Origin of the sequence: Pseudomonas sp. HMSC065H01, assembly GCF_001815235.1 — a bacterium.
Taxonomy (GTDB): Bacteria; Pseudomonadota; Gammaproteobacteria; order Pseudomonadales; family Pseudomonadaceae; genus Pseudomonas; species Pseudomonas aeruginosa.
The window spans coordinates 111,176-123,525 of record NZ_KV819859.1 but is presented as its reverse complement, the minus strand read 5'-3'; the positions used below and the strand labels follow the sequence as shown (position 1 = coordinate 123,525).

Here is a 12,350-nt window from a genome sequence, read left to right as displayed (position 1 = left end):
CAGCGGAGTTGCAGGTGAGGCCGCCGCGGACGATATTGTGCAGGTGCTGCGGAGGGGCGCGCCTTGCGCGTATCCGCTGGCCGAGGAGGGCGCCAGCGCTATCGCAGGAGCCGAAGCCTACGGATGATGGTCGGGCCCCATTTCTTCCTTTCTATCGAGGTCAGCAGCGTGCCGTCCCTGGAACTCACCGATCTGGACGCCGACCGGCAGTTGCTTGCCCTGGAAGGGGTTTCGCTGTTGGTATTCACCAGCGAAGGCTGCGCGTCGTGCCGCTGGGCCCGGCGCCATCTCCCCGCGATGGACCTGCCCATCGAGCGCCTGTGCTGGGTGGACGCCGGCCGCAATGGCGGCCTGGTGGAACGCTACGGCGTCTTTCACCTGCCGGCCCTGTTCATGGTCCGCGACGGCCGCTTCCATGGCGCACTGAACGTTCCGCTGCACCAGGAAGCCTTGCGGGGTGCGGTGCTGGCGGGGTCGACCGCTTTACCTGAGGAGTTGCCCTGATGGATTCAAAGCAGCAACGGATCGGCGTCATCGGTACGGGAGCCATCGGCGGCTTCTATGGATTGATGCTGGCGCATGCCGGTCACGACGTGCATTTTCTCCTGCGCAGCGAGTTCGAGGCGGTCAATCGCGCCGGACTCAGCCTGAATAGTGCGGTGCATGGCTTCCGGCGCCTGGCGCCGGTCCAGGCCTACCATTCGGCGCAGGACATGCCGCCCTGCGACTGGTTGCTGGTGGGCGCCAAGACCACCGGCAATCACGAACTGGCACCCCTGATCCGCGCAGCGGCGGCGCCGGGAGCCAAGGTTCTGCTGCTGCAGAACGGTCTGGGCGTGGAGGAGCGGCTGCGGCCGCTGCTGCCGGAAAGCCTGCATCTGCTGGGCGGCCTCTGCTTCATCTGTGTGCATCGCGGCGAACCGGGCGTGATCGAGCACCAGGCCTACGGCGGAGTGAATCTCGGCTATCATTCCGGACCGGCCGACGAGCGACGCCGGCGCGAGATCGTCGAGGAGGGTGCCGCGCTGTTCCGCGAGTCCGGGCTGGAGTCCACGGCGATGCCCGACCTGGAGCAGGCGCGCTGGCAGAAGCTGGTCTGGAACATCCCCTACAACGGGCTGTCGGTATTGCTGAAGAGCAGCACCGCGCCGCTGATGGCCAACGCGGACAGTCGGTCGCTGATCGAGGCGATCATGGAGGAAGTCATCGGTGCTGCCGGCGCCTGCGGCTTCATCCTGCCTGAGGGCTATGCGGACCAACTGCTGGCGGCGACCGAGCGGATGCCCGACTATCGGCCGAGCATGTACCACGACTTCGCCCATGGGCGGCCACTGGAGCTGGCGGCGATCTATGCCGCGCCCCTGGCCCGCGCTGCTGCTGCGGGCTACCGGATGCCCAGGGTCGAGGCGCTGTACCAGGCGTTGCGCTTCCTCGAAGCACAACCGCGCTGAAGGGCCGAGCGCGGCGACCAGCCGGCGCCGCGCTCGCAGGGAGAAAAGGGATTTACCCCAACGGGCCGGAAAAAGCCCGAAACAGCAGGGAACGCTAGGAGAATGGATGCTTGCTGCTAATCTGCTAATGAGGCCCGCCGCGCAGGCTGTCGAGGAGGCCGCATGATTCGTTCGATTCTCTACGCCACCGATCTGGGGCTCTATGCTCCCTATGTCCTGCAACACGCCCTGTCGCTGACCCGCGCCTACAACGCCGAGCTCTATGTCGTCCATGTGGTGGAGCCCCTCGGGCTGTTCGCCGAGTCGGTCCTGCAGACCTACCTTGACACCGAGCGTCTCCAGGACCTGCGGGCGCAAGGGCTGGACAACGTCATGGAAAGCATCGAGAAGCGGGTCCTGGAAGGGTTTCGCGATGAACTCGGCGAGTTGCCCCAGGATGCGGCGCTGGTCAAGAGCGTGCGGGTGGTGCAGGGCGACCCGCCGCAGATGATCCTCGATGAGGCGGAAAAGCTGGCCGTGGACCTGATCGTCGCCGGCAGCCATAGCCACGGCACTCAACTCGACACGCCGCTGGGCCGGACTGCCGCGCGTCTGGTGCAACTGGCGGAGGTACCGGTGTACCTGGTGCCGATGTTGCAGCACCGTAGTCGCGACCTGTAGGCCAGCGGTCGGCTGGTGAAAAAGCGTGCAAAATCAAAAAAAACGTCTAATTTTATTCCTCAAACCATTAATATGGTTATATACCTTCGGTTCTTGATCGCCGGTCGCGACAACCTTTTCGAGGAATCTCCATGAAGCTTCAGCAATTGCGCTATATCTGGGAGGTTGCGCACCACGACCTCAACGTCTCCGCCACGGCGCAGAGCCTCTATACTTCGCAGCCGGGCATCAGCAAGCAGATCCGCCTGCTGGAGGACGAACTGGGCGTCGAGGTGTTCGCTCGCAGCGGCAAGCACCTGACCCGTGTGACGCCGGCGGGGGAGCGGATCATCCATACCGCCGGCGAGATCCTGCGCAAGGTCGAGAGCATCAAGCAGATCGCCCAGGAATTCTCCAACGAGAAGAAGGGCACGCTGTCCATCGCCACTACCCACACCCAGGCGCGCTATGCGCTGCCCAACGTGATCAGCGGCTTCATCAAGCAGTACCCGGACGTCTCCCTGCACATGCACCAGGGCACGCCGATGCAGATCGCCGAAATGGCCGCCGACGGCACCGTCGACTTCGCCATCGCCACCGAGGCGCTGGAGTTGTTCGGCGACCTGATCATGATGCCCTGCTACCGCTGGAATCGCTGCGTCATCGTGCCCCACGGGCATCCGCTGACCAAGCTGCCGAAACTGACCCTGGAAGCCCTGGCCGAGCAGCCGATCGTCACCTACGTGTTCGGCTTCACCGGCCGCTCCAAGCTCGACGAAGCCTTCAGCCAGCGCGGCCTGGTGCCCAAGGTGGTATTCACCGCGGCCGATGCCGACGTGATCAAGACCTACGTGCGGTTGGGCCTGGGGGTCGGCATCGTGGCGCACATGGCGGTCGATCCGAAGCTCGACAACGACCTGGTGATCCTCGACGCCAGCCACCTGTTCGAGTCCAGCGTGACCAAGATCGGCTTCCGCCGCGGCACCTTCCTGCGCGGCTTCATGTGCGACTTCATCGAGAAATTCGCTCCGCACCTGACCCGCGAGCTGCTGGCCAAGGCCGTGCAATGCCACAACAAGGCCGAGCTGGACGAGTTGTTCGACGGCATCGAACTGCCGGTCTACTGATCGCCTCGGCCCATGAAAAAGCCCGGCCTGGTGCCGGGCTTTTTCATGGCTGGCCCTCAGAGCATGTCGAGATTGTCGCGACCGGCCAGCCTGGCCAGCGCTTCGCGATCAGCGTCCGCGGACTGCTCGGCTCGCGGTTCGAGGACTTCATGGAGGAAGCTCATGAACACGGTGTAGACCTGTTCGCGCCCGTCGTCGTGGCGAACCACGAAGAACGGCGCGGTCTCTACGCCATATTGGGCGGCGACCATCCAGCCTGCGCTGTTCGGGTCGCGTTCGTCGGCCACCAGGGTGCGATGGATGCGCGGCAGGTAGCCGCCTTGTTCCAGGCGTTGCCGGACTTCCTTGCACTTGCGGCAGTCCTCGCCGTTGGCGAGGACTTTCTTGACCATGGTGATGCGCATGCTGGGTCTCCGCTCGGGGTTCGACCTGCACTTTACCCCGATTGCATACGCTCTATCGACGGTTTCAGGCCTTGCTGATCAGGTTGCCGGCGTGCAGCCCGCACTCCTTGTGGGTGGCTTCCTCCCACCACCAGCGGCCCTCGCGCTCGTGCTGGTTGGGCAGCACCGGACGGGTACAGGGTTCGCAGCCGATGCTGATATAGCCGCGTTCGTGCAGGCTGTTGTAGGGCAGTTCGAGCATGCGGATATAGCCCCAGACCTCCTCGCTGGTCATGGACGACAGCGGGTTGAATTTGTACAGCGGCTTTTCCGGCGTGGAAAAGGCACCGTCGATTTCCAGCACCGCCACCTGGCTGCGCGTGCCGGGGCTCTGGTCGCGGCGTTGGCCGGTGGCCCAGGCGCGCACGCCGGCGAGCTTGCGCTTGAGCGGTTCGATCTTGCGGATGCCGCAGCACTCACCGTGGCCGTCCCGGTAGAAGCTGAACAGGCCCTTTTCCTTCACCAGGGGTTCGAGCAGGCGCGGGTCGGGGGAAAGCACGTCGATGGCGATGCCGTAGTGTTCGCGGACCTGGTCGATGAAACGATAGGTTTCCGGGTGCAGGCGACCGGTGTCGAGGCTGAACACCTTCACGTTGCGGTTGAGCTTCCAGGCCATGTCTACCAGGACGACGTCCTCGGCGCCGCTGAAGGAGATCCACAGCTCGTCGCCGAAGTGCTCGAAGGCGGCTTTCAGGATGTCCTGGGGGGATTTGTCGGCAAGGCTGGAAGCGAGGGCGGGAAGGTCGAAAGGCTGGCTCATCGGGCTGGGGTCCTGGTGCTGGGCGGCGCTGTTGCGCTCTGTGGCGGGAATGGTAGCAAAGGGCGGCATATGGCCCTAAATAACCATTTACCCCTGTCGACCTTGATTCCAGGAATAAGCCGGCGTTGCCTTGCCCTCGGCGAGGGGCTAGAGTGCCGCGTCCGTTGTCACCCCATCGTTCAGAGAATTTCGAGGAGAGTCCTGTGGAAATTGCCTGTCTTGACCTGGAAGGCGTGCTGGTTCCGGAAATCTGGATCGCGTTCGCGGAAAAAACCGGTATCGACGCCTTGAAGGCGACCACCCGGGACATTCCGGACTACGACGTGCTGATGAAGCAGCGCCTGCGCATCCTCGACGAACATGGCCTGAAGCTGGGCGACATCCAGGAGGTGATCGCCACCCTGAAGCCGCTGGAGGGGGCGGTGGAATTCGTCGACTGGCTGCGCGAGCGCTTCCAGGTGGTGATCCTCTCCGACACCTTCTACGAGTTCTCCCAGCCGCTGATGCGCCAGCTGGGCTTCCCGACCCTGTTGTGCCACAAGCTGGAGATCGACGGCAGCGACCGGGTGGTCGGCTATCAATTGCGCCAGAAGGATCCCAAGCGGCAGTCGGTGATCGCCTTCAAGAGCCTCTACTACCGGGTGATCGCCGCAGGCGACTCCTACAACGACACCACCATGCTTTCCGAGGCCCACGCCGGCATCCTGTTCCATGCCCCGGAAAACGTGATCCGCGAGTTTCCCCAGTTCCCCGCGGTGCATACCTACGAAGACCTCAAGCGCGAGTTCCTCAAGGCTTCCAGCCGTTCGCTGAGTCTGTAGCCGCGCCGCCGATGAAAGAGCCCGCGGAACGCGGGCTCTTTTCTATTCCGGGGACGCTGTCCCGGCCATCCCTTCCAGGGTTTCCAGCAGCACCCGGACCTTGTCCAGGGTTTCCTGGTACTCGTCCTCCCAGTGCGAGTCGGCGACGATGCCGCCGCCGCCCCAGCAACTGACCTGGCCGTTCCTGACCAGCAGGGTGCGGATGGCGATCGAGCTGTCCATCTCGCCGCGCACGTCGAGGTAGAACAGGCTGCCGCAGTAGATGCCGCGTCGGCTCGGTTCCAGCTCGTCGATGATCTGCATGGCGCGAATCTTCGGCGCGCCGGTGATCGAGCCGCCGGGGAAGCTGCCTTCCAGCAGGTCGAGGGCGTCCTTGCCCGGCGCCAGTTCGCCGGTGACGCTGCTCACCAGGTGATGCACGTTGGGATAGCTTTCCAGGGCGAACAGCTCCGGTACCCGTACGCTGCCAGGTTGGCAACTGCGTCCGATGTCGTTGCGCAGCAGGTCGACGATCATCAGGTTTTCCGCGCGGTCCTTGGGGCTGGCCAGCAGCGACGCCGCCAGCGCCATGTCCTCCACGGGCGTCTTGCCGCGCGGGCGGGTGCCCTTGATCGGCCGGGTTTCCACCTTGCCCTTGCCGAGCTTGAGGAAGCGCTCCGGCGACAGGCTGAGGATCGCGCCGTCGGCCAGTCGCAGGTAGCCGGAGAACGGCGTCGGGCAGGCCTCGCGCAGGGCGCGATAGGCCGGCCACGGCGAGCCGCTGCAAGCGGCCTGGAAGCGCTGGCTATAGTTCACCTGGTAGCAGTCGCCTGCCTGGATGTAGTCCTGGATGCGGCGGATCGCCTGCCGATAGTCGGATGCGCTGATGCTCCGTCGGAATTTTCCCAGAAGCTTGAAGTTGCCGGCCGCGCCTTGCGTTTCCTCGCTGAACAGGGCGATCAGGCGCTGGCGTTCGCGCTCGTCCAATCGCGGGTGGAATACCAGTTGGCTGGTGCCGGCCTGGTGGTCGCTGATCAGCGCCCAGGCATACAGGCCGACGGAGGCCAGCGGCAGGCCCAGGTCATCGCGGGCGTGTTCGCCGATGCGCTCGATGCGCCGACCCAGGTCGTAGGATAAATAGCCCAGCAGACCGCCGGCGAAGGGCAGTTCGTACGGCGCTGGCAGCTGCGCGGGGCCCAGGCTTCCGGCCGCTTCGCGTAGGCGGGCGAAGAAGCGGTTGGCCGATTCGTCGGGCAGCGGCGCCAGTTCTGCCAATGGCCAGGCGCTCATAAGGTCATAGCGTCCACGGGTAGCGATGGGGCGACCCGAATCGAGCATCACCGCACCGGGCGCCTCATGGATGATGGCAAAGAGACAGCTTGGGTCGCTATGGTAGGGCAGGGGGTGAACATGACAACTGGGCATGGAAAGTGGGGGTAGTGGGACAGTCAGGAATTCTAGTTCGCCGGAATCGTCGATCCTAGAGCCATTTCTTCAGTTTACGTAAGAAGGGTGATCTGCTAATTATGGAAATATCCCACGGAGATTTGGCTCCGTACCACAATGATAATGACACAGGGATACAGGCCGTGGATGCAGTACAGAATCCAGCAGCCGGCAGCCTTTCGCGCTCCAGAATAGTGCCGCCTCAGGTGCCAGCCGAATATTCTCTTCGCCCCGCGATCCGCAACCTGCTGGATCGCAATCCCCATTCACGCGTTCTGATGTTTTCCGCACCTGCCGGCTTCGGCAAGACCTGCGCGCTCGCCGCCCTGGCCAGGGAGCGCACTGTAGCAGACCAGGCGGTGGCCTGGCTCTCGCTTGCCGAAGAAGACGACGACCCCGCCCGTTTCTGCCGGCAGCTGATCGAGGCGCTGGGCGAAGCCGTGCCGCAGCTTGGCGACGACGCCCAGACCTACCTGCAGAACACCATGCGGGTCCCGGTGGTGGCGGTGATCGAAAGCCTGCTCGGCGATCTCGATCGCTATGCGCGGCCGTTGCTGCTGGTGCTCGACGACCTGCACCTGGTTAGCAACCCGGACATCTTCACCGGCCTCAACCGCCTGGTGCAGTACGCGCCGCCCGGGCTGGTCCTGGCCCTGGGCACGCGTTCGCAGCCGGCGCTGAGCCTGGCTACCTGGCGGGCCAAGGGGCTGTTGCTGGAAATCGGCCTCGAGGAGCTGCGCCTCGGCTTCGAGGAAACCCGCGAATACCTCGAGCGCAGCGGTCTCTATCTGGACGAGCCCTGCCTGAAGGCGCTCTATGGCCAGACCGAAGGCTGGGTGGTGGGCGTGCATCTCGTCAGCCTGTGGCTGCGCCAGCAACCGCAGGCGCAGGAAATGGCCCTGCTCGACGGCGACAAGCAGGCGGTCAGCGCCTATCTGCTGGCGGCGGTCTTCGAACGCTTGCCTGGCGACCTGCAGGAAGCGCTGCTGGCCCTTGGCGTTGCCAGCCAATTGAGCGGCGACCTGGCCAACGCCCTGACCGGGCGCCAGGACGGCCAGGCGCTGCTGGAGCGCCTGGAGTCCATGCAATTGTTCCTCCTGCCGCTGGATCGCGAACGCCAGTGGTATCGCTTCCACCTGCTGTTCGCCGATTTCCTCCGCAACCGCCTGCGCGACTCCGATCCGGACCGTTTCAAGCAACTGCATTTCAACGCCAGCCTGTGGTTCACCAACCACCACATGCCGACGTTCGCCATCGAGCATGCCTGTGCGGCGGAAGACCCGGAGATGATCGCCGCGCTGGTCGACGGATGCGGACTGGAATTGATCAACCGCGGCCAGCTCAGCCTGATCTACCGTTGGCGCAAGCATGTGCCGGACGAAATCGCCGAGCGCTATCCGATCCTGGTCCTTACCGATGTCTGGTCGCGGGCCAGCGACCTCAGCCTGGGCGAGGCCAATCGGATCATCGACGAACTGCTGGCGCGCTGGGGGGAGAGCCGCGGCGACGGGCCGATGGGCGACCAGTACCTCTCCGCGCTGGCGGTGAAGGCGGTGGTGGCGTTGCAGAAGGACGATCTGGAACTGTGCATCGCCCTGGCTCGCCGGGTTGAGGTCCAGCTCGGGCAGAACGCTGCCTTCCTCGAAGTGGCGGTGTTGATCACCGCCGCGCTGGCCCAGGTGGTCCGTGGCCAGGGCGACCAGGCGCGGCGCCTGCTGGGGCTGGCGCAGCAGCGCAATCATTTCCTCGAAGGGCGCTACCTGGACATGCAACTGGCCAACGTCGAGGTGATCCTCGCACTCGAGCAGGGCCAGGTGAAACAGGCGCAACTGCTCATCGAGCGGCTCCGCCAGCGCGCCCGGCCGCTGTTCGAGAAGTCCAGGAGCGCGCTGGCGCTGCCGACCATCACCGAGGCCCTGACCGCCTACTACAGGATCGAGCTGGACGGGCTGGAAGAGCGCCTGGGCTGGGCGCTCGGGCATGTGGATGTGATCAATCCGATCGATTTCTATGCCCAGGGACAGATCTGCCTGGCGCGCACCCAGCGCCTGCTGGGACGGCCGAAGGAGGCGCTGGCCAGCCTGGCGGCGATGCAGGCCCTGGCCTCGCGCAATCAGTCGTGGCGCTTCTTCGCCCAGGCCATGGCCGAAGAGATCAACCTGATCCTCCAGGACAGCGGCCCCGACCGCCTGAAGCGCGCCGAGCAGCGGTTGAAGAGCGTGGACTGGAACAAGATGGCGGCACACTACCGCAACATGGCCTTCAACCCGGTCAACTGGTCGCTGGGTGTGAGCCGCGTGCGCCTGTTGCAGGGGCGAGGACATTTCAGCGAGGCGCTGCACGAGATCACTCAGTTGCGCGGCACCTTGCAGCCCGGCTGGCACGGCCTGCAGCGCCTGCGCCTGGATATCCTGGCGGCGCTCAGCTATCAGCGCCTGGGCTACCAGGAACGGGCCAACAGCCTGCTCGGCGAATGCCTGATCAATGCCGAACGGGAAGGGGTGCGCAGCCTCTTCATCGAGGAAGGCGACGGCATTCGCCAGTTGCTCCAGCAACTCGAATCCACCGAGCGCCAGCCGGCGCTACAGACCTTCATTCGCGGCCTGCTCGGCATCTGGCCCGGGCAGGGCGTGCGCAAGCCCCAGGATGCGCTCGAGGAAGGCCTGACGGAGCGCGAGCGCGAAGTGGTCTGCCTGGCCGCACAGGGCCTATCCAACGAAGAAATCGGCCAGCGCCTGTCGCTGGCCCTGGGGACCGTCAAATGGCATCTGCACAACATCTACGAAAAGCTCAAGGTGCGCAATCGCACCCAGGCGATCCGGCGAGCCCGCGAGCTGAGCCTGCTCTGACCATGGGCCATCGCGACGGTGTTCCCGCCAGCACCATTCCGCTGTTGCAGACCAAGCTGTTCCCGCCAGGCGCCGGAGGGCTGCCGCTGCTGCCCCGCCAGGCGCTGATCGACCGCCTGTACGAGGCCCGCGGGCGACGCGCGATGGTGCTCAGCGCGCCGGCCGGCTTCGGCAAGAGCACCATCCTCTGCCAGTTGCGCCTGCGCCTGCTGGAGCAGGGCGCGGCGGTGGCATGGTTGTCCTGCGACGAGACCGACAGCGAACCGCAGCGTCTGATCCAGTACCTGCTGGCGAGCATCCAGCGAGTGGTCCCGGCATTCGGCGGCAATACCGCCAATCTGCTCGGCACCGACGTCGCGGTGCCGCTGGAGGGTATCCTGGATGCCTTCCTCGCCGACTTGCGTCGCCTGGAAGGCCCCTTGTACCTGTTCCTCGACGATTTCCACCGCATCCGCCACGCCGCCTTGCCGCATGGGGTTCGCTACCTGATCGAGAACCTGCCCGATCACGTGCGGGTGGTGGCCTCGACCCGCTTCCGCCCGCGCTTCCTGGTCGACGAGCCGACCCTCAAGCCCTGGACCTTCTGCCTGAGCGCGGAAGACCTACGACTTTCGCGCGAGGAGAGCGATGCGTTTCTCCTCGACCTCAAGGGGCTGGAGCTGGGCGAGCGCGAGCTGAAGCTGCTGTTCAAGCGCACCGAAGGCTGGATCACGGCGTTGCACCTGGCGGCCCTGGCCCTCAGTCGCAATACCGACCGGGAAGGTTTCCTCCGCGGGCTCTCCGGGACCGAACGGAACATCGCCGACTACCTGGCGGAAGACGTGCTGGCCAGCCTGCCCGCCGACCTGCAGCTGTTCCTCGACCAGACCTCGGTGCTCGATGAGTTCAATGCGGAACTGTGCAATGCGCTGACCGGGCGTCGCGACGGCCTGGACATGCTCATGCGCCTGCAGAACGAGCAGTTGTTCGTCATCGCCCTGGACGACCAGCGCGAATGGTTCCGCTACCACCATCTGTTCGCCGAGTTCCTCCAGGGGCGGCTGTCCCGGCATGCCGATCCGACCCCGTTGTTGCATGCGGCGGCGCGCTGGTGCGAGGGGCGCGACCTGGCCGACCGGGCGATCAAGTACGCCCTTCGCGCCCGCGACTACCTGTTCGCCGCCGAGTTGCTGGAGCGCCAGGGCGCGCGCCTGATCGCCGGTAACCGGGTGTACGGCATCCTCGGCATGCTCAACGGCATTCCCGCCGAGGTGATCCGCGAGCATCCGGTGTTCCAGATCTTCTACGCCTGGCAACTGGCGTTCGAGCAACGCTTCGCCGAGGCCGAGGCGTTGATCGAGGAGGTCAGCCACCGCCTCTTGCAGGGGCGCGGCAAGGTCATGCACTTCGGGCTCGGCGAGTTGCTCGCCGCCGCCCAGGTGCTCAAGGCCCTGGTGTTGCTCTACCAGGACAAGCTCGAAGCCTGCCTGAAGGTCGCCCGTCACTGGCTGTCCATGGTCCCGAGCAACCAGCCGGTGTTCCGCGCCAGCCTGCTCTGCGTGCAGGCTTCGGCGCATGCGCTGCTCGGCGACTACGCCGAGGCCGCCGGCGCCATCGGTTCCGCGCGGGAGGACCTGAAAGTCGCCGACAGCGAGTACCTGCAGGTGGTGACCAGCCTGATCGAATCCCTGATCTGCAAGGAGAGTGGCGACCTGGAGCGGGGCAGGGCGATCGCCGAGTCGGCGCGCAACCGGGTCGAGCAGGTATTCGGCCGGCGCAGCCGGGTCGGCGGACCCTTGTCGCTGGCCTATGCCGACCTGCTCTACGAGCAGGACCGGCATGCCGGCGTGCTCGCCGAACTACCGCTGGCGACGGTCTGGCGGGATGTCGCGACGCCGGTGGAACTGCTCAGTCGCGGCCAGTTGGTCATGGCCAAGGCGCGCTTCTTCTCCGGCGCCGCCGAGCAGGGGCTGGCGCAACTCGACGAATGGCTGAGCGGTCTGCTCTCGCCCGGCTACGAGCGTGTCTATGCTCACGCCATGAGCTGCAAGGTGCAGTTCCTGCTGTGGCTGCGCCGTCCGAACGAAGCCGAACGGGTCTGCCTGCAACTGGAGCGGCATCTTGCCGGGCTCTCCGGCGAGCGGCATGCCGACGCACAGACCGCCCTGGTCCTGGCGGAGGCTCGGCTGGCATTGTCCGAGCGTCACGCGGAACGCGCGCAGAGCAAGCTGGAAAGCTGTCTGGCCGGCTACTCTTCCGCTTACCAGAGGGATCGGCGGCTGCGTTTGTCCTTGTTACTTTCTGTGGCGTATTGGCAGAAAGGTAACAGCGAAAAAGCCATCGGCCTGTTCCTCGCCACGCTCGAGGAAGCCTGGAATCTCGGCTACCGCCGGCTGTTCCAGGACGACGCGTTGTGGCTGTTGCCGATGTGGGAAAGCTGGAGGGAAGCGGAACCCAAGCGTGCCGCGGCCTGGCAGGGGCTGGCCGACCTGCTCCGCGAGCAGTGCCGGAAGCTCTCCGTGGACCCGGAAAGTTTCGATGAAAATCAGGATGTTAGCCATCGCGAACGGGAAATCCTGCGGCTGGTGGCGGCGGGCTTGTCGAACCGCGATATCGCGCAGGCGGTGCACCTGTCGGAAGCCACCATCAAGTGGCACCTGCACAACCTGTTCGCCAAGCTGGGTGTGAAGAGCAGAACGCAAGCCGTACTAAAGGGTAAAAGCCTGGGACTGCTGAGCGAGGCGTGAGCGGCAGCCGCCATCGCTCCATCCCTTGGATGGGCTGGCGGCGGAAGGGGTGGCCCAGTAGCTTGGAATCCAGGACGAGAGAGCATGAGGCTCTACCGAATCCATGTCC

At 65.2% G+C, this 12,350-nt stretch carries 10 protein-coding genes; 7 read left to right on the top strand and 3 right to left on the bottom strand.

Going from position 1 to position 12,350, the window contains the following annotated elements:
* Positions 1–126: 126 nt before the first annotated feature.
* The 4 genes from HMPREF3014_RS08270 to cysB all read left to right on the top strand — a co-directional run bounded on the left by HMPREF3014_RS08270 (position 127) and on the right by cysB (position 3,217).
* The gene (locus tag HMPREF3014_RS08270; RefSeq protein WP_003120319.1) at positions 127–504 is read left to right on the top strand and encodes a thioredoxin family protein; all 378 of its coding nucleotides are present in this window, start codon (positions 127–129) and stop codon (positions 502–504) included.
* A complete protein-coding gene (locus tag HMPREF3014_RS08265) occupies positions 504–1,451 on the top strand; it encodes a putative 2-dehydropantoate 2-reductase (RefSeq protein WP_003117707.1) in 948 nt (315 codons plus the stop codon). Before HMPREF3014_RS08270 ends, HMPREF3014_RS08265 begins: the two co-directional genes overlap by 1 nt.
* 162 nt (positions 1,452–1,613) lie before the next feature.
* The gene (locus HMPREF3014_RS08260) at positions 1,614–2,111 is read left to right on the top strand and encodes a universal stress protein (protein ID WP_003087770.1); all 498 of its coding nucleotides are present in this window, start codon (positions 1,614–1,616) and stop codon (positions 2,109–2,111) included.
* A gap of 131 nt (positions 2,112–2,242) precedes the next feature.
* Positions 2,243–3,217, top strand: coding sequence for an HTH-type transcriptional regulator CysB (gene cysB, locus HMPREF3014_RS08255; RefSeq protein ID WP_003087775.1), 975 nt, complete (start codon positions 2,243–2,245; stop codon positions 3,215–3,217).
* Positions 3,218–3,273: 56 nt separating this feature from the next.
* Here the strand turns inward: cysB and HMPREF3014_RS08250 are convergent, their stop codons facing one another.
* The gene (locus HMPREF3014_RS08250; protein ID WP_003098081.1) at positions 3,274–3,621 is read right to left on the bottom strand and encodes a hypothetical protein; all 348 of its coding nucleotides are present in this window, start codon (positions 3,619–3,621) and stop codon (positions 3,274–3,276) included.
* Positions 3,622–3,685: 64 nt separating this feature from the next.
* Positions 3,686–4,489 (bottom strand): phosphoadenylyl-sulfate reductase, encoded by an 804-nt coding sequence (locus HMPREF3014_RS08245; protein WP_003120317.1) that lies wholly within the window; start codon positions 4,487–4,489, stop codon positions 3,686–3,688.
* 134 nt (positions 4,490–4,623) lie between these two features.
* Between HMPREF3014_RS08245 and thrH the strand changes: the two genes are divergently transcribed.
* Positions 4,624–5,241 (top strand): bifunctional phosphoserine phosphatase/homoserine phosphotransferase ThrH, encoded by a 618-nt coding sequence (gene thrH / locus HMPREF3014_RS08240; protein WP_003120316.1) that lies wholly within the window; start codon positions 4,624–4,626, stop codon positions 5,239–5,241.
* Positions 5,242–5,283: 42 nt separating this feature from the next.
* On the opposite strand, the gene pabB is transcribed toward thrH, so the two are convergent.
* Positions 5,284–6,645, bottom strand: a complete 1,362-nt coding sequence (gene pabB, locus HMPREF3014_RS08235) for an aminodeoxychorismate synthase component I (protein ID WP_023087582.1) — start codon at positions 6,643–6,645, stop codon at positions 5,284–5,286.
* Between the two features lie 164 nt (positions 6,646–6,809).
* On the opposite strand from pabB, the gene HMPREF3014_RS08230 reads away from it, so the two are divergent.
* Together HMPREF3014_RS08230 and HMPREF3014_RS08225 are read left to right on the top strand one after the other, a co-directional pair.
* A complete protein-coding gene (locus tag HMPREF3014_RS08230) occupies positions 6,810–9,515 on the top strand; it encodes a winged helix-turn-helix domain-containing protein (protein ID WP_017148928.1) in 2,706 nt (901 codons plus the stop codon).
* 2 nt (positions 9,516–9,517) lie between these two features.
* Positions 9,518–12,241, top strand: coding sequence for a winged helix-turn-helix domain-containing protein (locus tag HMPREF3014_RS08225; protein ID WP_003087788.1), 2,724 nt, complete (start codon positions 9,518–9,520; stop codon positions 12,239–12,241).
* Positions 12,242–12,350: the final 109 nt, after the last annotated feature.

Bases quoted from the DNA above. Each gene is read 5' to 3' on its own strand.
- HMPREF3014_RS08270 (WP_003120319.1), top strand. From the start codon at position 127: ATGGTCGGGCCCCATTTCTTCCTTTCTATCGAGGTCAGCAGCGTGCCG.
- HMPREF3014_RS08265 (WP_003117707.1), top strand. From the start codon at position 504: ATGGATTCAAAGCAGCAACGGATCGGCGTCATCGGTACGGGAGCCATC.
- HMPREF3014_RS08260 (WP_003087770.1), top strand. From the start codon at position 1,614: ATGATTCGTTCGATTCTCTACGCCACCGATCTGGGGCTCTATGCTCCC.
- cysB (WP_003087775.1), top strand. From the start codon at position 2,243: ATGAAGCTTCAGCAATTGCGCTATATCTGGGAGGTTGCGCACCACGAC.
- HMPREF3014_RS08250 (WP_003098081.1), bottom strand. From the start codon at position 3,621: ATGCGCATCACCATGGTCAAGAAAGTCCTCGCCAACGGCGAGGACTGC.
- HMPREF3014_RS08245 (WP_003120317.1), bottom strand. From the start codon at position 4,489: ATGCCGCCCTTTGCTACCATTCCCGCCACAGAGCGCAACAGCGCCGCC.
- pabB (WP_023087582.1), bottom strand. From the start codon at position 6,645: ATGCCCAGTTGTCATGTTCACCCCCTGCCCTACCATAGCGACCCAAGC.
- HMPREF3014_RS08225 (WP_003087788.1), top strand. From the start codon at position 9,518: ATGGGCCATCGCGACGGTGTTCCCGCCAGCACCATTCCGCTGTTGCAG.